This is a genomic window from Marinobacter sp. Arc7-DN-1 (assembly GCF_003441595.1).
Classification (GTDB): Bacteria; Pseudomonadota; Gammaproteobacteria; order Pseudomonadales; family Oleiphilaceae; genus Marinobacter; species Marinobacter metalliresistant.
This window is the reverse complement of the sequence record NZ_CP031848.1, coordinates 561008-585047: the sequence shown is the minus strand read 5'-3', so window position 1 is coordinate 585047 and position 24040 is coordinate 561008. Positions and strand designations below refer to the sequence as shown.

Here is a 24040-nt window from a genome sequence, read left to right as displayed (position 1 = left end):
TTCGATCTCCAGGGAGCAACAGACTCAATGAAACTACAACAGTTGCGCTACATCTGGGAAGTTGCGCATCACGACCTGAATGTGTCCGCAACCGCTCAAAGCCTCTTTACCTCCCAGCCGGGTATCTCCAAGCAGGTCCGTCTGCTGGAGGATGAACTGGGCCTGGAGGTATTCGCCCGCAGCGGTAAGCACCTGACCCGTATTACCCCGGGCGGCGAGATTATCATCCGGGAGGCGGGAGAGATTCTCCGGCGGGTGGAGGGCATCAAGAAGATTGCCCAGGAATTCAGTAACCAGCGCAAGGGGGACCTGAGTATTGCCACCACCCACACCCAGGCCCGTTACGCGCTGCCGCCGGTGATCAGCGGTTTCATTGAGGCGTATCCGGACGTTTCCCTGCATATGCATCAGGGAACGCCCATGCAGATCTCGGAAATGGCCGCTAACGGCGCTGTTGACTTTGCGATTGCGACAGAGGGCATGGAGTTGTTTAACGACCTGATCATGATGCCCTGCTACCGGTGGAATCGCAGTGTGATCGTGCCCAGGGATCACCCGCTTGCGACGTTGCCGGAACTGACACTGGCCGAGCTGGCGGAATACCCGTTGGTCACCTACGTATTCGGTTTTACCGGTCGTTCAAAACTTGACGAAGCGTTCCAGTCCCAGGGGCTGACACCCAAGGTCGTGTTCACGGCGGCGGATGCGGACGTTATCAAGACGTATGTGCGGCTCGGCCTCGGTGTCGGGATCATCGCCAGTATGGCATTCGACCCGAAAACCGATACCGATCTGGTTGCTTTGGACGCCCGGAAACTTTTCCGCCCCAGCGTGACGCGCATCGGGTTCCGAAAAGGCACTTTCCTACGGGGCTATATGTACGACTTCATCCAGCGCTTTGCACCACATCTTGCCAAAGAGAAGGTGGACGAAGCGGTCGCTCACCAGGGAAGTCGATCAGAAATTGAGGAGTTGTTCAGGGAAATCGAGCTACCCACTTATTAACCGGTGAGCGCGGGTAGCTCGCCGCCCGGTCAGTCCCGGGCGATCAGATTATCCGCATGAAGGCCACACTCTTTCTGGGTGGCTTCTTCCCACCACCAGCGACCTTCCCGCTCATGTTGTCCCGGCAGGACAGGGCGGGTGCACGGCTGGCAGCCAATGCTGACGAACCCTTTTTCATGCAGCTCGTTATAGGGCGCCTCGGACATCCGGATGTAGTCCCAGACTTCTTTTGAAGTCCAGTTCGCCAGCGGATTGAACTTCACCAGGGTTTTCTCATCGGTTGAGAACGCAGTATCTTCCTGAACGACCGGCACGTCGTTGCGGGTATCCGGGCTCTGGTCCTTGCGCTGGCCGGTTATCCAGGCATCAACCGTGGCCAGCTTGCGGCGCAGCGGATTGACCTTGCGGATACCGCAACATTCCCCGTGGCCATCTTCGTAAAAGCTGAACAGGCCCTTCTTGTTGACCATGTCCTGAACTTCCTCCGCGTCCGGAAACAGAACCTCGATCTCTATGCCATAGTGTTTACGAACGCGTTCCACAAACTCGTAGGTTTCCGGATGCAGGCGCCCGGTATCCAGGGTGAATACCCGCAGATTGTCGGTGAGCTTGTGGGCCATCTCGATCAGTACCACATCTTCCGCACCGCTGAAGGAGATCGCGATGTTGTCGTACTGTTTCAGGGCGGCCTTGAGAATCGAACGGGGGCTCTGGCCTTCGAGCTCCTCCCGCAAGGTTTGAATATCGGTCATGCCGGAATCACCTAATCTAAATGTGTGAAAAGGCTACCATCAAATGCCTCATACCCTGAAGGAATGACAATCTATATGGTTATTCCGCCGTTTATCAGGATGGACTTACACTTCCACGATGCATTCCCGCCCGGTTTTTCTTATCATACGCTCCGTATCCCGGCCGGTGAATTTGCCGCTGCTGCCCCTACCAATCAATCAGGAGACCGTTGTGGAACTCGCATGCCTTGACCTTGAAGGAGTATTGATCCCGGAAATCTGGATCGCGTTCGCCGAAAAAACCGGCATTGATGAGCTCAAGGCCACCACCCGCGACATTCCGGATTACGATGTCCTGATGAAGCAGCGCCTGAAACTGCTGGACCAGCATGGCTACGGCTTGCCCCAGATTCAGGAAGTGATCGGTGAGCTGGACCCGCTCCCCGGTGCCCGGGAATTCCTGGACTGGTTGCGGGAGCGTTTTCAGGTGGTGATTCTGTCGGACACCTTCTACGAATTCGCCATGCCCCTGATGAAGAAGCTGGGCTACCCGGCATTGCTTTGCCACAAACTTGAAGTGGCGGATAATGGCCGGATCGCCAACTACCTTCTGCGCCAGCGCGATCCCAAGCGTCAGTCTGTAAGGGCCTTCCAGCTGCTGAACTACCGCGTCATCGCCGCGGGTGATTCCTACAACGACACCACCATGCTGGGCCAGGCCGAGGCCGGCATTCTGTTCCACGCGCCCCGGAATGTCATTGATGAGTTTCCGCAGTTCCCGGCGGTGCACAACTTCGATGATTTGAGGCAGGAATTCCTTAAGGCCAGCGCCATTCACAGCGCCTGAGTCGACGGCTGAAAAGGGGTCAGAAGAAAGCCTTCTTCTGACCCCATTTTCACTACTCGATAACCAACGTTTCCAGAAACCGCATCAAAGGCCCGACCTTCGCCAGGGTCTCCTGATACTCGGCCTCCGGATCGGAATCCGCCACGATACCGCCACCGCCCCAGCAACGAATGGTGCCCTTGCCGTCGCACAGCATGGTGCGTATGGCGATGTTGCTGTCCAGGGTGCCATCCAGTCCGCGATAGAAAATCGAGCCACAGTAGGGGCCGCGCCAGTGGGGTTCCAGTTCCCGGATGATTTCCATGGCCCGGATTTTGGGCGCGCCGGTGATGGACCCGCCCGGGAAGGCATCGAACAGGGCCTTCATGGGGGTTATGCCGTCCGCCAGCTCCGCCCGGATGTGGCTGACCAGGTGGTGGACGTTCCGGTAGGACTCAAGGGCAAACAGCTTGCCGACTTTCACGCTGCCGGTTCTGGCGTTCAGGCTGAGATCATTGCGCAGCAGATCGACGATCATCAGGTTTTCGGCCCTATCCTTTTCCGAGGTCTGAAGTTCGGCGGCGAGAGATGCATCCTCATTGGTCGTTTTCCCGCGGGGGCGAGTGCCTTTGATGGGGCTTGTCCTGACCGTACGGCCCTTAATTTCAAGGAATCGTTCTGGTGAGATCGAAAGCACGGAGTGCTCTCCGGCACGGACGAACGCGCTATAGGGCGTGGGGTTGGCGTTTGCCAATGCCTGAAAAGCGCACCAGGGGTCACCAGTGAACTTTCCGACAAATTCCTGCGACAGGTTGGCCTGATAGCAGTCGCCGGCACGGATGTAATCCCGGATGGCCTGAACGCTTGCCTTGAAGGCTTCGGGCGCTTGCCTGGGTTTGAAAGGTTCCGTGACCTTCCAGGAGCACGGTTGGCTTTCCGTATGAAACGAAAGCGAAAGCCATCCGTTGATCTGAGTGACCAGGCTACCGGGACAGTTCGGGTGTATCCAGAGGCAATAGTCCCCGGTTTTCCGGTTATGGCTGGCCAGCCACAGGTAAAGCCCTGCGGCGAGCAACGGCACGGGGGGCGTGGGGCAGATGGGAGCAAGTCGCGGCTCCCGGATATAACCCAGTTCGTAACTCAGAAAGCCAATCCACCCACCGGCGAGGCAGTCAAGGCCAACCGAATACCCCGCATACCTGGCCGCTTCCGTTTCCATTTCTTCGGCCAGCCGTGCGATCCTGTCACTGTCCGTATCGCCCGGATACAGAACCCGGCTTTGGACCGCACTGCACGAAAACCCACTCCAGGTACCACGCCCCGGGCCTTCACCCACGGTGCCGACATGGACAAAATCATCCTTCCCCGAAGCCTCCCGAAGCAGGCGCCTGAATTCATCCCGAGAAAGCTGGCGGGTCGTGGCCGGGCTCAAGGTACCTCCGAAGAATTTTGAAAAAATGATAAACAGGGCACAAAACGGGCGTTGTCGAAATCGTCGGGCCACTGATCTAATGAAAATGGAATTAAAGGGTAGCCGGCAGGCTTGTTGCTATTTTACAGCACTAACGTCCGCGCTTCCTTACCAGACAACGGAATATAAGGACAACAACGATTATGGGGCACGTGAAACCGTTTTTTCTATCCACTCTGCTGATCCTGGCAGCCGTTTCGCCGGCTGTTGCAGCGCCAACTGGCGCCGATGAAGATATACCAGATCGCAACGCTCTCGCTGACGGCCAGTTAACTTCGGATGAAATTAAGAAATACGCCGGGCTCGCGGCGAAGCATATCCAGACTTTGACGGCCGTTGCCCGCGACGAGGTGGGGGGTGAGCTTGAGCAGAGTGGTGTGGTCATTCCCGCCGCCTGGATGATGATGAACGATGGCGAGGTTAAACGGGTTCGGCTGGGCGAGAGCGGGGAGAAAGCTGCCGCAACCATGAAGGTGCTGATGTTTAGGGCGGCTTTAAAGTCCCTGGCCCGGCACGGAAAGATTCTCGCAACCGCAATAGTCTATGCAGGCACCGTGGAAGAAGGTGAGAATACCCGGGTTCTTGCTATCGAGCATGAGCATCGTCTGGGGCTTTCGGGCTTACAGGTTGTGCCTTATCGTTTTGATCAGGGCGACCTGAGTTTTGGCCAGCCCAGCACCCAGAAAAAGCCATACGAGCTTTTCTATGACGGCCGGGAAGCTGAGAGTGAAGGGTAGGAGCAGGCGCAAGGAAAAACGTGACGCAAATCCGCTTTGTAACGGTTTGTTTCAGTGTCGTTGAGAATTGTGAGTGCAATCACGGATTCGGACTGTAAAACAATCTTAAATGGATTCGTGGGATCGCGGATCCTGCTTCAAAAAATACAGACTCACACAAGAATAATGATGAGTTTATAAGGAGATAAAGATGAAAGGCCTGAAGAAAATTGCACTTGCTACAGCCGTAGCCGCCGCTCCGTTCGCCGCACAGGCAGAACTGACGGCATTGAATGACTCCATGATGGGTAACGTCACCGGTCAGGCTGGTGTGACCATCGAGCTGGAAACCCAGGTAAGCATCGGTCAGTTCAGGTACACCGATACTGATTCAGGTGCTGCCGGCGAGATTGGTGGCGGTTCCTTCACCGTCAACGACATTGAGCTCGGCGGTGCTGGTCTGATCACCGGTGCGAACCCTATCTTTGATATCGACGGTGATGGAACTCCTGACATCGCAGCGACCGAGCTTCTGGACGATTTGGCCATCAACATTGACCTGGCTTCCGACGGTGATGCTGTCATTTCGGTTAAGACGATCAGTGGTCTGCCGATTGACTGGGGCTTCACTGCTTCCTCGATGAACCTGGAAGGTACTGCCGGTGAGAGCACTACCCTGATCTCCGGAATGAAGGCCTGGGGTATGGTGGGCAGACTGGATATCCGGGTCGATACTGAAGATGCCGCAACGACTCTCGGCGGAACCGGTGACGGTTCTCTGAACATCGACACCGCCTTCACCGTGAACAACATGGAATTTGACGTTCCGTTCCTGGCGGTGGGTGTCCGTGGCCTGTCGGTGACCGGTGCTGGTGCCAACTTCGATTACAATGGCGACGGTGTGGTTGATCTCTCAGATGTGGATCTTGATAACAGTGGCGTTGCCGGAGACACTAAAGAAGAGAAGCTAAACATGGGCTTTGCAAACGTCAACATGGACGTATACAAAGGAAATGGCCTGGGTGCATCGGCTAAGACCGACGTGCTGCGGGTTGATGTCAACGACGTAATCATGGATGTGAACGTCGCGGGTGTTCTTGTCGGTGGAACCAGCGTCGGTTCTTTCACTATGGACAACCTGCATATTCAGAACACCAAGCTGGCTATCTACGGTCACTAATCTGACCTGAGACCAACGTTGGTGAAGTGACGCCCCGCTCTGCGGGGCGTTTTTATTGGTTCTCTGAAAACGTCAGGCCAATAAAAACGGCAGCCAGTCAATGGCTGCCGTTTTGTTTCAGGATCAGCGGAACCGGGCGTTACTGATCCGGCACCGCAATGGAAAGATCAAACCCACCACCCGGCCTTGGCGTCAGCGTAATCGGCCCTTCGTTGATCGCCTGGGGGATCCGGATCTGGTCAATGCCCGGCGGATTGCCGATGCTGAAATTCAGATTCTGGCCGTCAAAGCCGATCCCCAGTTGATCGTTAAGAAAGGTCTGGGTAAAGGGCTCTTCCGGAATCTGGGCCTGCTGTCCGAAGATCAGCGGCGGGATCGTCGGGGTGAACTCCGCCGGGGGCTGCGCCCGGGCAAGCTCTTCCTGAGGCAGGAGCAGGGCGCGCCGCAGGAACTCTTCCTCTGCATTTTCCAGCGCATCGGTCTTGCCCTCATCAATATAGCGTTGCAGGGCTTCCCGGTAGGCTTCTTCTTCAGCTTCGGTCAGAACCGGTTGGCCGGGGGAGATGGTCAGGGAGCGCAGGATGCGTTGCCGGTCGGCTTCGGTTTTCTGGCGGTGTTTGGGGACAACAATGACCGCGGAATCCTTGACATAGGTTTCCACCATTTCGTCGGAGGTCATGGTCTGAACGCCACCAAAGGCGGGTAAGGCAACAACCAGGCCGCTAATGGCGGTGGTGAGCAGGTGTTGGCGTTTCATAATCTGGCCTCTTGCGGTTTAAAAAGCACGCTCCGTGAGCCGAGTATTCGGTTTGTAGGACAGGAATTCAAGCCGGAATATCCGGATTGTGATCAGAATCTTTGATTTTTCGGTACTGTTATCAATAACGGCAAAATCATGGTCGAATACCGTGAACTTTTTTGGCATTACTTTTTCGGCATTACATGGCCTCAGCGACACTATGAAAAATCTGTTCAGAAACCGCTGGCAGCGCTGGATCAACCGACGGATTCCGCGGTCTGATCTTCAGTCCTTCAGCCAGAAAAATATCTTCATTCTGCCAACCGGCGCCGGCGTGGTTTTCGGTTTGTTGCTATTCATCATGCTGTTAACCGGCATCAATTATCAGAACAGCCTGATTTATCTGAGCACGTTCCTCCTGGGTGCCGTTTTTGTCGGCGCCATGCACCAGACCCATCGAAATCTCTCTGGCCTTGAACTGACCCTGGTTCAGCCAGGGGAAGGCTTTGCCGGCGATGATATTCCCTTCCGGTTCCGGCTCAGGGCGGGCCGGGATGATGCCATTGCCATCCTGCTTTCCTGTGGGGAATCGGGCCATGCCCTGGTGCATGTCCATTGCGGGCAGGCGCAGGATGTCAGCCTGCCAGTTCATTCCGCTCACCGGGGATACCTGCGCCCGGACAGGATCCGTATAGAAACCCAGTTTCCGTTTGGCTTGCTGAAGGCCTGGTCCTGGATCCGGCCGGTGTCCGCCGGTGTTGTCTTCCCCAGGCCGGTGCCCGCGCCGGAGGCGTTCAGCATGGTTGAGGATGGCGAGGAGTCCGCCCAGGCGCGATCCGTTGATGGTAACGACCATGCCGATATCCGGCCCTGGCGGGAGGGGGATCTGAGCCAGCGGGTTTTGTGGAAGCGGTTTGCAAGAACCGGGCAGATGGTTGTCGCAGACTGGGAGGGCGAGCAGGGAAGTCCGCACTGGCTGGATTTCAATGCCTATCCGGGTGCGGATCATGAGTTGCGGCTAAGCTATCTGGCCTTTCTGGTCAATGAGCGTGGCAAAAGCGGGGCCCGGTTTGGTCTGAATCTTCCGGGGCAGATTATTGAACCGGATTCCGGGCCTGCGCATGCGGCCCGGTGCCTCAGGGTGCTGGCAACCTGGGGTGAAGAACGGCCCAGGGACGCAATGTCTGAACCCCATGGCACCCGGAAACGGTCTTCACGGACATCGTCGCGGGTTATCACGGAGGGTCGGGTTTGAGCCTTCTGGATCGTCTGAGCGGAAACGACGCGGACAAGGTACCGGCAACCAGCCTGCCATCGAGAGCCCTGCTGTGGCTGATAGGCAGTTTTGCGCTGCTGTTAACACCCCAGTGGGACCGGCTTCCCCTGTGGCTCATCGCGGCCTGCGCTGTACTCGCCAGCTGGCGATGGCTGGCCCGGTATGGCCGGGTCAGATTGCCGGGCCGCTGGCTCAGAACCGGGATAATGCTGGTGCTGACTGGCGTCTATGTGGCTACGGTACAAGGGCGCTTTACGGTAGACACGGCTGCATCCTTCTTTGTGCTTGCTGTAGGCCTGAAATGGCTGGAAACCCGGTCAGTGCGCGATTTCTACGTGTTGTTTTTTATTCTCGTTTACCTTGCTACGGTCAACTTCCTGTTTCATCAGGAGATTCTCTGGGCTCTGGTGAATTTTACCGGCATTGCGCTGCTTCTCGTGGGGTTGCAGGTACTTAACGCACCGGAACTGCCAGGGGGGATGAAATCCGGATGGCGGAGGCTGGGGGCCTTGTTCCTGAAGACTCTGCCTGTTGTGGTTCTGCTGTTCGTGTTCTTCCCGCGCATGTCACCGCTGTGGAGCGTCCCCCTGGTTTCGGGTGAGGCCCGGACCGGTATCGGCGACACCATGCGACCAGGCGATATTTCCAGTCTGGCGCAGAGCAGCGAACGGGCGTTCCGGGTGACCTTCGGTGGCGAGATTCCGCCGTATCGTGATCGCTACTGGCGTGGCCTTACCCTGGATTACCTGGACGGCGAAACCTGGAGGCAGGGGCAAGCCGGAGACTTCCGTGCGCTTGGTCGGGTCGCCGTCGATGGCGGTGTTGGCCCGCTCAAACCTGAAGAGTACGACGTATTGCTGGAACCCACGGACCAGCGCTGGGCGTTTGCCCTGGAAAATTCCCGGGCCGTGTCCGACAACGTGGTTGAGGAATCGGCCGACCTGTTCCGGTTTCGTCGGCCCGCTGACAGCCCGGTTCGTTACCGGTTGGCCCTGGAAGAGAAAGCCGGCTCAGGTGAGCAGATCGAAAGGCCTGAACTTCGCCGGTATCTCCAACTGCCCGGGGAAGGCAACCCAAGGGCCCGTGAGCTGGCCGGGGAGCTCCGTCGAAGCATGGGCGACGAGCAGATCATCCGTTCACTGATGGAGCGGTTTCGGGAGCAGGCTTATTTTTACACATTGAGGCCGCCTGCCATGCCGGACAACGGCATTGATACCCTGCTGTTCGACAAAAAGCGGGGCTTCTGTGCCCATTACGCGGGCGCGACAACCTTTGTATTGCGGGCCGCAGGCATACCGGCCCGCGTGGTGGTTGGTTATCAGGGCGGTGAGCCCGGTGCCGGGAGGGATTACCTGATCGTACGCCAATACGATGCCCATGCCTGGGTTGAAGCCTATCTGGATGGCCGGGGCTGGGTACGGATCGACCCCACCGCGGCAATTGCACCCGAGCGCATCGAATCCGGCCTGAGAGAAGCGGTTGCGCAAGAAGGGTCGTTTCTCGAAAACGATTGGGCCTCGCCCCAGCGGTACGCAAACGTTGCTTTGGTTCAGTGGGCGAGCCTGCAACTGGACCGCATCAACTATCAGTGGCAACGTTGGGTCGTCGGTTATCAGGGCCAGAGCCAGATGGACTTGATGTCCCGGTTGCCGGGCGGCTTTGGTATGCGGGAGCTGGGGTACCTGACGGCGGGCATTGTCGGGGCCGGATTACTGATCGCGGGCCTGATATCAGCGTTGCAGATGCGCCGTGGGGAAAAGCGGAACGCCTTCCGGCGGGTTGTGGATACCTGGCACCGGCTGTGCGCGAGCGCCGGCGTGCCGGTTCGCCATGGCGAGACGCCGTCTGTGCTGGCCACGAGACTGGCAAAGGCGGAACCCGCGGCGGCGGATTCCGCCAGGCTTTTTGCCCGGATGGTCAACAGCCATTACTATAGCGCAGGCACAGAGGATGAGGGGGGCGAGCAACTGAAACGAATGCGCCGGCTGCTCGCCACCATGAAGCGACAATTACGCAGATCCAATTCCCGGACAGGAAGGCGCCGTGACTGATATTGCCCAAGACATGCCCTGGCTCAAGCGTGCCTGGCGAACGGTACAGAGCCGGGTGGCCGGGGACAGGCTCCCCCACGCTCTGATTCTCGCCGGGGAGCGGGGTGTCGGCAAGCGCGCCTGGGCAGAGGCCGTGGCCGGGTTGCTGCTTTGTGACAAGCCGCTGAACAGGGATTCAGGCCAGCCGATTGCCTGTGGTCACTGCAAGCAGTGCGAGCTTTTCGCGGCATCCAGCCACCCGGATGTCCGTGTCTATGGGCCAGAGAAATCCCGCATGGTCAAGGTGGATCAGATCAGGGCGCTCTCGTCCTTTGCAGTCGCGTCGCCCCAGGTGGCGCATCACAAGGTGGCCATCATTGATCGTGCGGATCAACTGAATATCAACGCGGCGAACGCATTACTCAAGACGCTGGAAGAGCCGTTACCCGACGTCACCCTGATCCTTTTGCAGGAGACCGGCCGCCCGGTCATTCCCACAATTCGCTCCCGCTGCCAGATACTGACCATTCCGGTGCCCGGTAACGAGGATGCGAACCACTGGCTGACCAGCCGGGTTCAGGAACTTGCCGAAGACGCGAGGCCATCTGCCGATGTGCTGGCCAGGGCCCTTATGCTGTCCGGTAACGCGCCCAGACTGGCTTTTGACTATGCAACCGGGGACTTCATTGGTCTGCGGGATGCGGCCCTGGAGCGGTTCAAGGAATTCATGAAGTCACGAATTGCCGTGGGGGAGGCCGCCAAGGCGTTCAAGGCCCTGGGGCTGGAAGATACGCTCTGGCTGTTCGAAACCTGGGCGGCGGATCTGGCCCGGCTTATCGCCGGGGGCACACCACAGGACACCGATGCGGCCGATATGCTCGGATTCCTGGCAAAAACGAATCCGCCCTGGCGAGCTCACGAATTGCTGGATATGGTAAAAGAATCGAGAGCCGCCGGTGTTTACAATGTCAGTCCGGAACTGGAAGCCAGCCGACTGCTGATAGCCTGGCAGAAGCTGATGCCTGTCAAGCGCCCGGCCCGGCGGGACTAGGATTGCGCCTTCAGGCCCAACAGCTGCTATGATTCCGGAATGAAAGGGATTTTTGTATCCCGCCAAATGTTAAAAACGATCTTACACAAAGGTGTCAGTTATGGGGCCCGGATTCGGTGCGCGCAGTGGCATTCTCACCCTGACGATAAAAGACAAGGCCGTATTGTACGCGGCCTATATGCCATACATTCGCCAGGGCGGTCTGTTTATCCCGACCCAGAAACAGTACCAGTTGGGGGATGAGGTGTTCCTGCTGCTGAACCTGATGGACGAGCCTGAGAAAATTCCCGTGGCCGGCAAGGTTATCTGGATTACACCGAAGGGTGCCCAGGGCAACCGCGCTGCGGGAATCGGGGTTCAGTTCAACGGTGATGATGAAACCGCACGCACCAAAATCGAATCCTACCTGGCAGGCTCACTGAGTTCCGATCGGCCAACACACACCATGTGAAGGCGGAGCCTGCATGAACGATATTGCTATACCTCCGGGAGCTGTTGATGGTCTGGCGGGAGGTGACGTGAATGGGGAAAGTGCGCGGGGCTTCCGTGAATCCGAGTGGAAACTCCGGCATATAGCGCTTGCCGGGCTTAGCTGGCAGGCGGATGAAGGTGTTCACGAAAACACCCCGGTACTGATGCTGCATGGTTGGCTTGATAACAGTCTTACCTTTGTAAAGCTGGCTCCGGAACTGACAGGCCTTGGTCCTGTCTACGCACTGGATATGGCCGGTCATGGTCATTCCGGTCACCGGCCGGAGGGGCAGGGCTACCTTTTAATGGATTACGTGGCAGACCTCGCTGAACTTGTGGAGCGCTATTTTCAGGAAACCTCTGACGGGCGAATCAATCTGGTTGGCCATTCCCTGGGGGGCATTGTCGGTGCCCTCTACGCCGCCGCCTTTCCTGAACGGGTACGCAACCTGGTGATGATTGACAGCCTCGGTGCGATCAGCCGACCGGTTAGCGACACAATTCCCCAGCTGAGAAAGGCCATCAAGAAGCGTATTGCGGGGTCCGGCCGGCAAGTGCTGTACCCGGATATTGAAACCGCGGCCAAAGCGAGGGAGGGCGGACTGAGCCCGCTGAGTCCGGAAGCCGCATTGACGCTCATACCCAGGAACATGAAGCCGGAGGAAAACGGGTTCGTGTGGCGGACTGACCCGCGTCTCCGGCACCCGTCACCGCTGATGATGACCGAAGAGCAGGTGATGGCGTCCCTGGGTGCCCTGGAAAGCCGGGCGCTCTTTGTCAGAGCCGATCAGGGGCTTCTGTCGTACAGAAACGATCTGGATGAACGCGCCAGCGCCATCCCGAATCTTCAGGTATCGAACGTGCCGGGTGGACACCACTGCCATCTTGATGGGGAAACCGGTTACGTTGTAGATGCCGTCAGACAATTTCTGGAAAATGAGTAATCGCTTGCTGAAACTACTGTTCATCCGTTTTCTTACAGCCACTTTTTGTGCGCTGGCCCTGCCAGGTCTTGTTATGGCTGCGACCGGAGATAGTCCCGCAGCCTTCCCGCAGTCAACCCTGGAAACCACGGTTAACATCGAATCTTCAAGCCACCTGGTTCTTTTCAGTGCGGTACGGGAAGTGAATAATGAAATCCGGTCCGATAGTTTGGCAAGGCTCCCCGTAAGCGGGGAGGGGCGTCTTTACCAGATTGCCCGCGATTCAAGCCGGGAACGGGCGCGGGCCCATTATCTGCGGCTGCTGGGCCAGAGAAACGCCGAGATTCTGTTTGATTGCTCCGGCGTCCGTTGTGGCAGAAGTAACGTCTGGGCGAACCAGATATTCAATCAAGCGGTTCTGTATGGAGCCGATGCTACCCAGGACTATCTGGTAGCGGGCACTGCCTCTGAAGATGGAACCCGGTGGCTGACACTGGTTTACACCGTCACCCGGGGCAACTTGCGGGAGTACGTTTGGGTTGAGCATCTGCGCGTGGCGCCCGGTGCTTCCATTCCCGGGTTCGGGAATCTGGCCAGGCGGGTTGAAGGGCCGGTTATCGTCCCGTGGCAAGGTGGAGTAACCTACCGTTTTAACTGGCAGGCAGGAGACCGGCAGCGTGTAACCGATCTGGCCCGGGATGAGGGCACCATCGTTGCGCTGGTGAGCTATTCTGTATTGGAAGCCGATGAATCCTTCAGTGATGCCATGGAGCGCGCACGCAGGGCGGCGGAATCGCTTTCGGAGGTTCTCTCAAAGACCGGTGTTTCCCGCGACCAACAGGAAATCATCGTGGCAGGTCCTGCCGTGGTATTCAGCGAACCGGACCGACAGGGTAACCGGGTAGAAGTGGTCATGATCTCGAGGTAAACACAATGGGCAACGCAAAGGACGACGATCAGGGCGGCAAAGGCCCGCCCTCGGAGGACGCGCCCCGGGATAATGTCTCCAGGCTTTTACAAAGTTCAGATGTGTCGGCTACCGATGCGCCGGCAAATCCGGATACGGTAGAACGCAGGCGCAAGCCCCGGACGACGGTTGCCCTCACTTTGGGGAGCGGCGGGGCGAGAGGCTACGCTCACATCGGCGCCATTGAAATTCTGGCAGAGCGTGGTTACGAGATTGTTGCCATTTCCGGCTGCTCCATGGGGGCACTGATTGGTGGTATGTATGCAGCGGGAAAGATGCAGGATTACAAGGACTGGGTAACCGGGCTCGGTCAGTTCGATGTGCTGAAACTGCTTGACGTAACCTTTAATTCTGCCGGAGCCATCCGGGGCGAAAAAATCTTTTCGGTTGTGCGGGAAATGTTGGGGGAAACCCGAATCGAGGATCTGCCCATTGCCTTTACCGCCGTGGCAACGGATTTGCTCGCCCACAAGGAAATCTGGTTCCAGGAGGGCCCGCTGGAACAGGCTATCCGCGCCTCCGTGGCGATCCCGAGCGTGGTTACGCCCCTGGTGCTCAATGGTCGGGTTCTGGTGGATGGGGCCCTGCTCAACCCGTTGCCGATTATCCCGACAATTTCCTCCCATGCCGATATCATTGTGGCGGTCAACCTCAGTGGTGAGGATGACCGGAGTCGCCGAATCCCCGATGCGGCCTTTTCCGGGGCGGAAAACGAAAGCGCAGACATGGACGAGTGGATGGATACGATCCGGGAGAAAGCCTCCCGCTGGTTTGACTGGGATGCGCTGAAATCGCTGGCGGCGCGCAAACAAGACCACGACGACAGCCCGGAGGATAAAATCACCCGGGAGATTCGTAAGAAAGAGCACCAAAAGCAGGTTGAAAGGAAGACGACTGACAGGAAAAGCCACGAAGACCACGAAACCGTTGACTGGGACAAGCTGGGGATTGGCAGGTTCGATGTGATGAATCTGACCATAGAGACCATGCAGAATGCCTTGGTGCAATACAAGATTGCTGGTTATCCGCCAGACCTGTTGGTGAATGTCCCTAAAAACGCCTGTAGGACTTACGATTACCATAAAGCCCCGGAGTTGATTCAGCTAGGCAGGGAGCGTATGGCGGCGGCTCTGGACCGGTTCGAGGAAAGCCGCAACAGTTCCGGCCCGCTCGCGGTTTAAGGCAATCCTTGCCGGCTCTGTCCGCAAGGCTGCAGTCAGATCGATAAACAGCGTATAATCCGGCGCTGACACGCTCTCGCACAGGATTTACGTTTGTGACCAGCCCTATCGATGATCTCCACAGCGTTCGGGATTACCTCCGCTACGCCTCCTCAGAGTTTGCCGCCTCGCCCCTGTTTTTCGGCCATGGCACCGACAATGTCTGGGACGAGGCGGTTCAACTGGTTATGCGCAGCCTGCATCTGCCGTTGGAAAACAACACCCTGTTCCTGGATGCCCGGCTTACCCGGCAAGAGCGGGAGTTGATTCTGGAGCGGATTCGGCGGCGTGTGGATGAGCGCGTTCCTCTGGCTTACCTTTTAGGCGAAGCCTGGTTTATGGGGATGCCGTTTCACGTCGATGAGCGGGTGCTGGTGCCCCGTTCACCGATTGGTGAACTGATTGGGAACGGCTTTCAGCCCTGGTTGGGTGGCAAATCGGTTGAGCGCATTCTTGATCTTTGCACCGGTAGCGGCTGTATTGGTATTGGTGCGGCGTCTGTTTTCACCGAGGCGGAGGTGGACCTTTCCGATATTTCCGCCGATGCTCTGGCGGTGGCTGAATCGAACATCGGGCTTCACGGAGTCCGGGACCGGGTTCGCACCGTACAATCGGATGTCTTTGAAAACATCGACGGGCGCTATGATGTCATTGTAAGCAATCCGCCCTATGTGGACGCTGGAGACCTCGCCAGCATGCCGGACGAATACCGCCATGAGCCAGAGCTGGGTCTGGCCGCCGGGCAGGACGGGCTGGATATTGCGCACCGGATTATCGCCGGCGCTGCGAATCATCTTACGCCGGGAGGTCTTCTGATTGTCGAGGTTGGCAACAGCTGGGTGGCCCTGGACGAAGCCTGTCCGGATCTGCCGTTTACCTGGCTGGATTTCGAGAATGGCGGTGATGGGGTGTTTGTAATTAACGAGCAGGACCTGCGCCAGTGGCAGACTTCCAGTTAACCTTATTTCTTATAAAATCCTAGTAAGATACTGAATTATGTCTGGAAATACTTTTGGAAAGCTGTTTGCGGTCACTTCATTCGGCGAAAGCCACGGGGCTGCTCTGGGCTGCATTATTGACGGCTGTCCTCCGGGGCTTGAGCTCTCCGAAGCCGATATGCAGCGCGATCTGGATCGCCGCAAGCCGGGCACATCCCGTCACACGACCCAGCGCCGGGAAGCGGATGAGGTAAAAATTCTCTCCGGGGTTTTCGAAGGCAAAACCACCGGCACGCCCATCGGATTGTTGATTGAAAATACCGACCAGCGTTCGAAGGATTACTCGAAAATTGCCGGGCAGTTCCGCCCCGCCCATGCCGATTACACCTATATGCACAAGTACGGTGTCCGGGACTACCGGGGCGGTGGCCGCTCCTCGGCCCGGGAAACCGCGATGCGGGTGGCTGCCGGTGCGGTGGCGCGCAAGTATCTCGAGCAGCGACTGGGTATCCGTATTCGCGGTTACCTGTCTCAGTTGGGGCCGATCAGGGCCGAAAAACTGGACTGGGATCAGGTGCACCAGAACCCGTTCTTCTGCCCGGATCCGGACAAGGTTGCCGAGATGGAAGCCTACATGGACGCCCTCCGCAAGGAAGGCGATTCCATTGGCGCCCGGATTAATGTGGTCGCCGAGGGTGTGCCTCCGGGCCTGGGTGAGCCGATCTTTGATCGCCTGGATGCGGACCTGGCCCATGCCCTGATGAGCATCAATGCGGTGAAGGGTGTGGAGATTGGTGCCGGCTTTGACTGCATCGCGCAGAAGGGCACCGAACATCGGGATGAGATGACCCCTGAGGGGTTCCTTTCCAACAACGCCGGTGGTGTGCTGGGTGGTATTTCTTCCGGTCAGCCGATTGTGGCGAGTATTGCCCTGAAGCCCACATCGAGTCTGCGTTTGCCGGGCCGGAGCATTGATGTGCACGGCAATCCGGTTGAGGTGATTACGACCGGCCGGCACGATCCCTGTGTCGGGATTCGGGCGACGCCGATTGCCGAGGCGATGATGGCCATTGTTCTGATGGATCATTATTTGCGGCATCGGGGGCAGAATGGGGATGTTTCGGTCGCTACGCCCGTTATTGGCCAGCTCTAGGATCTAACTGATGGTGTAGCGAATCCGGGGGTGTGGGCCGTTCAAAAAACGCCCGTAAATACGTCCCTGTAGGGCTTGGTCGCGCCATCCATGGCGCTCCACATTTTTGAACGGCCCACACCCCCGGCTCCGCCCTGGCTTTTCGATAGTCTGGAAGAGGTTTTGCCATTTACTTTCGACTTTCCAATCTATATTTCTGGTTTTTTGCCCTTTTAGGCGGACTCCTGCCTTATTGGTCCCTCTACCTGGAGGGCCAGGGGTTTTCCTACCTTCAGATTGCCACCTTGATGGCGACGATTCAGCTGACCAAGATTGTTGCACCCAGTGTCTGGGGCTGGCTCGGGGACAGGACTGGCCAGCGGGTGCGCCTGGTGCGGTTCGGGGCGATTACCGGTTCGTTGTTTTTTGCCGGGGTGTTCCTGGAGCCAGGGTTCTACGGGCTGCTTCTGGTGATGCTGGCGTTCACCTTTTTCTGGAACGCGATTCTGCCCCTGTATGAGGTGATCACGCTTCGCACCCTGGGCAAGAACCGGGAGAAGTACGGCAAGGTCCGCCTCTGGGGTTCGGTCGGGTTTATCGGGGCGGTGGCGCTGGTGGGTGGTTTGCTGGAGCTGGTTCCGATCCAGAACCTGCCCTGGTTGTTGTTGCCGGTGTTCGCCGGGATTGCGGTGTCTGCTTTTCTGGTGCCGTCCGAGCAGGGGGAGCGGAAACCGCCGGCACCGAAGGGCAGTCTGAAAGCGATTGTCAGCCACCCGGCGGTGGTGACGTTTTTCCTGATGAATTTTCTGCTCCAGGTGTCCCACGGTGCCTATTACACCTTCTTCAGCATTCACCTGGCGCAATATGGTTACGGCAAGCTCTCGATCGGGCTGCTGTGGTCTCTGGGCGTTTTTGCGGAAATTGCGCTTTTTCTGGTTATGCACCGGCTGACCCGGAACTTTACCGTTCGGCAGATTGCTATCGGCGCACTCACACTGACAATGATTCGCTGGATCCTGATAGCCGAGATGACGGATGTTCTGGCGATTCTCCTGTTTGCGCAGTTGCTGCATGCGGCGTCTTACGGGGCGCTTCACGCCATTTCGGTTCAGTACATCCAGGGTTTCTTCGGGCAGCACCATCACGGCCAGGGGCAGGCGTTGTATAGCGGGCTGACGTTTGGTGCCGGTGGCGCGCTGGGCGCCTGGTTGTCAGGCTTTCTGGTGGATGGTTTCAGTACCTCAGCGGCGTTCTGGGGCGGTGCGGCTGCCATGGCCATTGCAATCGTGATTACCTGGCGGGGCCTTCGGCCACCGCCGGTTCATGGCGAGGTCTGAAAGTCAGGCGCCTTCCTCTTGCTGAACAATCGCCAGAAGGGCCTTCGAAGCATTGCCCAGCTGCCGGCCGGTGAGGCCGATTCCGCCCAGGACCCGGGAAACCGGGCGGCCTACCTCCAGCACGCGGAGGCTGTCATCGACCATCCGCGAGGGCAGAACACTCCAGCCAAGGCCGACACTGGTCATCATTTTCAGCGTTTCCAGGTAATTGGTTGGCATCTGCGGGTTCAGGTGAAGGTTGGCCTCCAGGAACAAGCGGCTGACAACCCGGTATGTTGCTGTTGTCGTGTCCGGCAGCAGCGCAGGATGATCTGCGAGGTCTGAAAGCGCCGGTTGACTCAGTGAAGCGAGCGGATGCCCGGCTCCTGCCACAAACACCATCGGGTCTGGCCACTGCGCGAATACCGTGAAGCTGGGCGCCATGCTGTCGCTCAGGGTGACAAATGCCAGCTCCGCATTTCTTTTGCGCATCTGTTCATAAGCCGCATCGGATTCCATGAATTGCAGGTTAATGGACACCTGAGGGTATTCCCGCTTGAACCGCCGCAGCCAGTTAGGCAGGTGGTGAAGACCGATGTGATGGCTGGCAATGATCTGAAGCTCGCCTTCCACCTGTCCCGAATCCGGGGAAAGGGCAATCCGGGCATTGTGGATTTCGTCCAGGATCCGGCGGGCATGGGGGAGTAGACGGCTGCCGGCGTCTGTCAGGCGGATCTGGCGGTGGCTGCGGTCGAGCAGGGTGGTACCGAGCTGGTTTTCCAGGGACGCGAGGCGTTTGGAGATCGCCGGCTGTGTCAGGTGCAGGGTTTCGGCTGCCTCTGAGAATGAGCCCTGATCTACGATTGTCAGGAAAGCCTTCAGTGCGTTTGAGTCCATGCCTCTTATCCAGATTTTCGGCTATTGGTGGAAGGCATATGGAGGGGAGAGTCTCCCAAAACACGCCCGTGAATACGTCCCTGTAGGGCTCGGTCGCGCCATCCCTGGCGCTCCACGGTTTTGGGAGACTCTCCCCTCCATATGCCCCATACATATCGGGTGCCCGCTCAAAGGTTTGGGGAGCGGGTTGGGCCAGCACTTTCAAAACCGTAGAGGGCCAGGGATGGCCCGAAACGAGCCCACAGGGATGTGCTTGTAGGCGTGTTTTGAAAGTGCTGGCCCAACCCGGGACCTTCACCCAAATTCTATAGAATAACCAATTGGAATGCGATGGATGAAAAACATGAATTGAGGTTATCTATGAGTAAACGGTAACATAGAGCAATCGAACGTGATAACCAGAAACCCCCAGAGAGTGAGAGAGAACCATGGCGGGCAAGACCTTATACGACAAATTGTGGGACGATCATCTCGTCAAGCAGCGGGACGACGGCTCCGCGCTGATTTATATCGATCGTCAGTTACTGCACGAAGTTACCTCGCCTCAAGCCTTTGAAGGGCTGCGTCTGGCCGGGCGGAAGCCGTGGCGGATTGATGCCAATATTGCGACTCCGGACCACAACGTGCCCACCACCGACCGTGCCCGGGGCGTGGAAGGCATTGTGGATCCCGTATCCCGGATACAGGTGGAAACCCTCGACAAGAACTGCGATGAGTTCGGAATCCTTGAGTTCAAGATCAAGGATCAGCGCCAGGGTATCGTTCATGTTATCGGGCCAGAGCAGGGTGCGACCTTGCCGGGTATGAGCGTTGTCTGTGGCGACTCCCACACCTCTACCCACGGCGCCTTTGGCTGTCTGGCCCATGGTATCGGCACCAGTGAAGTTGAGCATGTGCTGGCTACCCAGTGCCTGGTTCAGCAGAAAATGAAGAACATGCTGGTGAAGGTGAATGGCAAGCTGGGTCCGGGCGTGACCGGCAAGGATGTGGTTCTGGCCATCATCAGCAAGATCGGTACCGCTGGTGGTACCGGCCATGCCATTGAGTTTGGCGGCGAGGCTATCCGTGGTTTGAGCATGGAAGGCCGTATGACCATCTGCAACATGTCGATTGAGGCGGGTGCCCGGGTTGGCATGGTGGCTGTTGACGACACCACCATTGACTACGTGCGTGGCCGTCCGTTTGCGCCGAAGGGCGAGCAATGGGACGCGGCGGTTGACTACTGGCGCACCCTGCACAGCGAAGATGACGCGGTGTTCGACAAGGTCGTTGAGCTGGAAGGCTCGGAAATCCAGCCCCAGGTGAGCTGGGGTACCTCTCCGGAAATGGTTGTGGGCGTTGAAGGCAGCGTGCCGGATCCCGAGAAAGAAGAAGACCCGATCAAGCGCGAAGGCATCGTGCGCGCCCTTAAATACATGGGTTTGAAACCGAATATGCCGATCACGGATATCCAGCTTGACCGGGTGTTTATCGGCTCCTGCACCAACAGCCGGATCGAGGATCTGCGCGAGGCCGCGGCCGTGGTGAAAGGGCGGAAAGTGTCGCCGACGCTGAAGCAGGCCATGGTGGTACCGGGTTCCGGGCTGGTGAAAGTTCAGGCGGAGCAGGAAGGTCTGGACAGGATTTTCATTGAAGCCGGGCTGGAATGGCGTGATCCGGGCTGCTCCATGTGTCTGGCCATGAACGCTGACAAGCTGGGCCAGGGCGAGCACTGTGCCTCCACCTCAAACCGGAACTTCGAAGGTCGTCAGGGCTTTGGCGGACGAACTCACCTGGTGAGCCCGGCCATGGCGGCAGCCGCTGCGGTGACTGGCCATTTTGTTGATGTCCGTGAGTTGATGAACTGATCCACAGGAGAGAACCATGCGCGCATTTACGCAACATCAGGGCGTTGTCGCCCCCATGGACCGTTCCAATGTGGATACGGACATGATTATTCCAAAGCAGTTTCTGAAGTCCATCAAGCGCACCGGCTTCGGGCCGAATCTGTTTGATGAACTGCGGTACCTGGATGAAGGCAAGCCGGATCAGGATTGCGCCAAACGCCCGATCAATCCCGATTTTGTTCTGAATCAGGACAGATACAAGAATGCCAGTGTGCTCTTGGCACGCCGCAATTTTGGCTGCGGTTCCAGCCGCGAACACGCGCCCTGGGCGCTGGAAGATTTCGGTTTCCGGGTGATTATTGCCCCGAGTTTTGCCGATATCTTTTATAACAACTGCTTTAAAAATGGGTTGTTACCTATTGTTCTTCCGGAAGAAGTGGTAGGCCAGCTGTTCCAGGAAGTGGAGCAGAGCGAAGGCTATCAGCTGTCTGTGGATCTTGAGGCCAGGACGGTGACCACGCCTTCTGGTGAGACATTCAGTTTCGAGGTGGATGACTTCCGCCGTCATTGCCTGCTTAACGGCCTGGACGATATCGGTGTCACGCTGGAAGATGCGGATGCCATCAAATCGTATGAAGACAGCCGTCGTAAAACCGCGCCCTGGCTGTTTGGCGCCGGTAGCTAAATCCAAAAAAAGAATCTCGGAAGGAAAAACTATGTCCAGAACAGTCTTAATGCTCCCCGGCGATGGCATTGGCCCGGAAATTGTTGCCGAAGCGGAAAAGGTACTCCACAAGATCAACGAACAGTTCAGTCTTGGCCTGAGCTTCGAGTCCGGCCTGGTCGGCGGCGCGGCAATCGATGCAACGGATAGCCCGCTTCCGGATGAAACCCTGGAAAAAGCCACTAAAGCCGATGCCATCCTGCTGGGTGCCGTTGGCGGCCCGCAATGGGACAGTCTCCCGATGGCCAGGCGCCCCGAGAAGGGATTGCTGGGGTTGCGATCCAATCTTGAGCTGTTTGCCAACCTGCGCCCGGCCATCCTGTATCCGCAGCTGGCCTCCGCGTCGTCGCTGAAGCCTGAAGTGGTATCCGGCCTGGACATCCTGATTGTCCGGGAACTGACCGGCGGCATCTATTTTGGCCAGCCGCGCGGCGTTCGCGAACTGGAAAGCGGAGAGCGTCAGGGCTACAACACCTACGCCTATACAGAATCGGAAATTCGTCGTATAGGTCGGGTCGCGTTTGAAGCGGCTCAGCAGCGGGGCAGGAAGCTGTGTTCCGTTGACAAGGCGAATGTGCTGGAAGTGACTGTTCTGTGGCGGGAAATCATGAACGATCTGCGCCGGGAATACCCGGATGTGGAGCTGTCCCACATGTACGTGGATAACGCCGCCATGCAGTTGGTGCGGGCACCCAAGCAGTTCGATGTGATTGTGACTGGCAACATGTTTGGTGATATTCTTTCGGACGAAGCGGCTATGCTCACCGGCTCCATTGGCATGTTGCCGTCGGCGTCGCTGAACTCCGAAAAGCAGGGTATGTATGAGCCCTGTCACGGTTCGGCGCCGGATATTGCCGGCAAGGGTATTGCCAATCCGCTGGCCACTATCCTCAGTGCTGCAATGATGTTGCGGTACAGTCTCAACGAGGAAAAAGCCGCTGAAGCGATTGAAGCTGCGGTCAGCAAGGTTCTGGATCAGGGGCTGCGAACGGCAGATATCATGTCTGAAGGCGCAACCAGGGTCTCCACCCGGGAGATGGGCGAGGCAGTGCTCACTGCGTTATAATCAGCGCTTCTGAAGTCAGTGTATTCGAGACCCGACGGTAACGGGATGCAGTTGCCGCGGGATCATCCATCCTGTCCCTGCCAGCGATAAAGGCAGTGGGCGGGCATAAAACGAGGTTCAAAGATCGCACATGAAGCGAGTTGGACTTGTAGGTTGGCGTGGCATGGTGGGCTCGGTCCTCATGCAGCGCATGCGTGAAGAAAACGATTTCGCCGATATCGAACCGGTCTTTTTCACCACGTCCCAGGCTGGCAAGCCAGCACCGGATGTAGGCAAGGAGGGCGTTCCTGCACTCCAGGACGCGTTCGACGTTGAGATTCTGAAAACCCTGGATGTGATCGTGACCTGTCAGGGTGGCGATTACACCGGTGCGGTTTACCAGAAGCTCCGCGACGCGGGCTGGGAAGGCTACTGGATTGATGCTGCATCCACGCTCCGGATGGTTGACCACTCGGTTATTGTTCTGGATCCGGTCAACCGCAATGTTATTGATGCTGCGCTGGACAAGGGCGTCAAGGATTACATTGGCGGTAACTGCACCGTAAGCCTGATGATGCTGGCCCTGGGCGGCCTGCTTGAGCAGGACCTGATCGAGTGGGTATCGCCCATGACCTATCAGGCGGCTTCTGGCTCCGGCGCGCAGAACATGCGTGAATTGCTGAACCAGATGGGTGAGCTCAACAACAGTGTGAAAGCCGAGCTGGACGATCCGTCTTCCGCAATCCTCGAGATTGACCGGAAGGTGACCGAAACCATGCGGTCCGATGGGTTCCCCACCGAGCACTTCCAGGTACCGCTGGCCGGTAGCCTGATTCCGTTTATCGACAAGCAGCTCGATAACGGTATGAGCAAGGAAGAGTGGAAAGCCGGTGTAGAGACCAACAAGATTCTGGGTCGTTCGGACAACCCGATTCCAATTGATGGTATCTGCGTGCGGATTGGCGCCATGCGCTCCCACAGTCAGGCACTGACCATCAAGCTGAAGAAGGACCTGCCGGTTTCAGAAATTGAGTCGATCCTGGCGAAGGCCAATGACTGGGTAAAGGTTATCCCCAATGATCGTGATGCGACTATTGAGGAACTGACTCCGGCGAAGGTTACCGGTACCCTGAGTGTGCCGATTGGCCGCATCCGCAAGCTGGCCATGGGGCCGGAGTATATTTCCGCGTTCACCGTGGGTGATCAGTTGCTCTGGGGTGCTGCCGAACCGCTGCGTCGTATGCTCCGGATCCTTCAGGAGCGTTAAGAATTGTTACGCAGAGGCAATAAATGCCAACTGTGTCCGGTTTCAGTAAACCGGTAAGGGGGCGGAGGCTGATTTCAGCCTCCGCCCCTGTTATTTTCAGGAGCGCTAGGCAGTTCCGCGCGATTGATAAAAAAATGGTGCAAGGATTGCGGCTGATTGATTGATAAAAGAGGTTTTATCAACAATACTTGCCGGGCTGAATATTAAAAAGAACACATAATAACGAGAATTATCCAGACGGAAGTCATCCAACCTCGTCCGATTCTGTTTGAAAAAAGCAGTAACGAAT

General features: G+C 57.5%; 22 protein-coding genes. 18 read left to right on the top strand and 4 right to left on the bottom strand.

Annotation, left to right across the window (positions count from 1 at the left end; translation table 11 throughout):
- Window positions 1-27: 27 nt before the first annotated feature.
- The gene (gene cysB, locus D0851_RS02765; protein WP_117617251.1) at window positions 28-1005 is read left to right on the top strand and encodes an HTH-type transcriptional regulator CysB; all 978 of its coding nucleotides are present in this window, start codon (window positions 28-30) and stop codon (window positions 1003-1005) included.
- Window positions 1006-1034: 29 nt separating this feature from the next.
- Here cysB and D0851_RS02760 read toward each other — a convergent pair whose 3' ends face one another.
- Window positions 1035-1757, bottom strand: coding sequence for a phosphoadenylyl-sulfate reductase (locus tag D0851_RS02760; RefSeq protein ID WP_117617250.1), 723 nt, complete (start codon window positions 1755-1757; stop codon window positions 1035-1037).
- 211 nt (window positions 1758-1968) lie between these two features.
- On the opposite strand from D0851_RS02760, the gene thrH reads away from it, so the two are divergent.
- Complete coding sequence (gene thrH, locus D0851_RS02755; protein WP_117620250.1) at window positions 1969-2583, top strand: bifunctional phosphoserine phosphatase/homoserine phosphotransferase ThrH; 615 nt, start codon at window positions 1969-1971, stop codon at window positions 2581-2583.
- Between the two features lie 52 nt (window positions 2584-2635).
- Here thrH and pabB read toward each other — a convergent pair whose 3' ends face one another.
- A complete protein-coding gene (gene pabB / locus D0851_RS02750) occupies window positions 2636-3994 on the bottom strand; it encodes an aminodeoxychorismate synthase component I (RefSeq protein ID WP_117617249.1) in 1359 nt (452 codons plus the stop codon).
- A gap of 182 nt (window positions 3995-4176) precedes the next feature.
- Between pabB and D0851_RS02745 the strand changes: the two genes are divergently transcribed.
- Together D0851_RS02745 and D0851_RS02740 are read left to right on the top strand one after the other, a co-directional pair.
- Window positions 4177-4770 (top strand): hypothetical protein, encoded by a 594-nt coding sequence (locus D0851_RS02745; RefSeq protein ID WP_117617248.1) that lies wholly within the window; start codon window positions 4177-4179, stop codon window positions 4768-4770.
- A gap of 190 nt (window positions 4771-4960) precedes the next feature.
- Window positions 4961-5929, top strand: coding sequence for a DUF6160 family protein (locus D0851_RS02740; protein ID WP_117617247.1), 969 nt, complete (start codon window positions 4961-4963; stop codon window positions 5927-5929).
- A 139-nt stretch (window positions 5930-6068) separates the two neighbouring features.
- On the opposite strand, the gene D0851_RS02735 is transcribed toward D0851_RS02740, so the two are convergent.
- A complete protein-coding gene (locus tag D0851_RS02735; RefSeq protein ID WP_117617246.1) occupies window positions 6069-6686 on the bottom strand; it encodes a hypothetical protein in 618 nt (205 codons plus the stop codon).
- Window positions 6687-6888: 202 nt separating this feature from the next.
- Between D0851_RS02735 and D0851_RS02730 the strand changes: the two genes are divergently transcribed.
- The 10 genes from D0851_RS02730 (at window position 6889) to D0851_RS02685 (ending at window position 18013) form a co-directional block, all read left to right on the top strand.
- Window positions 6889-7923: a DUF58 domain-containing protein gene (locus D0851_RS02730; protein ID WP_117617245.1), complete on the top strand. Its 1035-nt coding sequence runs from the start codon at window positions 6889-6891 to the stop codon at window positions 7921-7923.
- A complete protein-coding gene (locus tag D0851_RS02725; RefSeq protein WP_227539419.1) occupies window positions 7920-9995 on the top strand; it encodes a DUF3488 and transglutaminase-like domain-containing protein in 2076 nt (691 codons plus the stop codon). Before D0851_RS02730 ends, D0851_RS02725 begins: the two co-directional genes overlap by 4 nt.
- The gene (locus tag D0851_RS02720) at window positions 9988-11025 is read left to right on the top strand and encodes a DNA polymerase III subunit delta' (protein WP_117617244.1); all 1038 of its coding nucleotides are present in this window, start codon (window positions 9988-9990) and stop codon (window positions 11023-11025) included. The genes D0851_RS02725 and D0851_RS02720 overlap by 8 nt, the downstream gene beginning before the upstream one ends.
- A gap of 100 nt (window positions 11026-11125) precedes the next feature.
- Window positions 11126-11476, top strand: coding sequence for a PilZ domain-containing protein (locus tag D0851_RS02715; protein WP_008171779.1), 351 nt, complete (start codon window positions 11126-11128; stop codon window positions 11474-11476).
- A 13-nt stretch (window positions 11477-11489) separates the two neighbouring features.
- A complete protein-coding gene (locus D0851_RS02710) occupies window positions 11490-12440 on the top strand; it encodes an alpha/beta fold hydrolase (RefSeq protein ID WP_117617243.1) in 951 nt (316 codons plus the stop codon).
- Window positions 12441-12513: 73 nt separating this feature from the next.
- On the top strand, window positions 12514-13347 hold the full coding sequence (locus D0851_RS02705; RefSeq protein WP_227539418.1) for a DUF4892 domain-containing protein: 834 nt from the start codon (window positions 12514-12516) through the stop codon (window positions 13345-13347).
- A 5-nt stretch (window positions 13348-13352) separates the two neighbouring features.
- Complete coding sequence (locus D0851_RS02700) at window positions 13353-14567, top strand: patatin-like phospholipase family protein (protein WP_117617241.1); 1215 nt, start codon at window positions 13353-13355, stop codon at window positions 14565-14567.
- 95 nt (window positions 14568-14662) lie between these two features.
- Entirely contained in the window at window positions 14663-15565 is a 903-nt protein-coding gene (prmB, locus tag D0851_RS02695; RefSeq protein ID WP_117617240.1) for a 50S ribosomal protein L3 N(5)-glutamine methyltransferase, read from the top strand.
- A gap of 37 nt (window positions 15566-15602) precedes the next feature.
- Complete coding sequence (gene aroC, locus D0851_RS02690; RefSeq protein WP_117617239.1) at window positions 15603-16697, top strand: chorismate synthase; 1095 nt, start codon at window positions 15603-15605, stop codon at window positions 16695-16697.
- A 167-nt stretch (window positions 16698-16864) separates the two neighbouring features.
- Window positions 16865-18013, top strand: a complete 1149-nt coding sequence (locus tag D0851_RS02685; RefSeq protein WP_117617238.1) for an MFS transporter — start codon at window positions 16865-16867, stop codon at window positions 18011-18013.
- A 3-nt stretch (window positions 18014-18016) separates the two neighbouring features.
- On the opposite strand, the gene D0851_RS02680 is transcribed toward D0851_RS02685, so the two are convergent.
- Complete coding sequence (locus D0851_RS02680; RefSeq protein ID WP_117617237.1) at window positions 18017-18889, bottom strand: LysR family transcriptional regulator; 873 nt, start codon at window positions 18887-18889, stop codon at window positions 18017-18019.
- 428 nt (window positions 18890-19317) lie between these two features.
- Between D0851_RS02680 and leuC the strand changes: the two genes are divergently transcribed.
- The 4 genes from leuC to asd all read left to right on the top strand — a co-directional run bounded on the left by leuC (window position 19318) and on the right by asd (window position 23751).
- Entirely contained in the window at window positions 19318-20736 is a 1419-nt protein-coding gene (gene leuC, locus D0851_RS02675) for a 3-isopropylmalate dehydratase large subunit (RefSeq protein WP_117617236.1), read from the top strand.
- 16 nt (window positions 20737-20752) lie between these two features.
- Window positions 20753-21400, top strand: coding sequence for a 3-isopropylmalate dehydratase small subunit (leuD, locus tag D0851_RS02670; protein WP_117617235.1), 648 nt, complete (start codon window positions 20753-20755; stop codon window positions 21398-21400).
- Between the two features lie 31 nt (window positions 21401-21431).
- Window positions 21432-22505 (top strand): 3-isopropylmalate dehydrogenase, encoded by a 1074-nt coding sequence (gene leuB / locus D0851_RS02665; RefSeq protein WP_117617234.1) that lies wholly within the window; start codon window positions 21432-21434, stop codon window positions 22503-22505.
- A gap of 130 nt (window positions 22506-22635) precedes the next feature.
- Window positions 22636-23751 carry an aspartate-semialdehyde dehydrogenase gene (gene asd / locus D0851_RS02660; protein ID WP_117617233.1) on the top strand — a complete coding sequence of 372 codons (1116 nt, stop codon included), beginning with the start codon at window positions 22636-22638 and terminating at the stop codon, window positions 23749-23751.
- Window positions 23752-24040 lie beyond the last annotated feature (289 nt).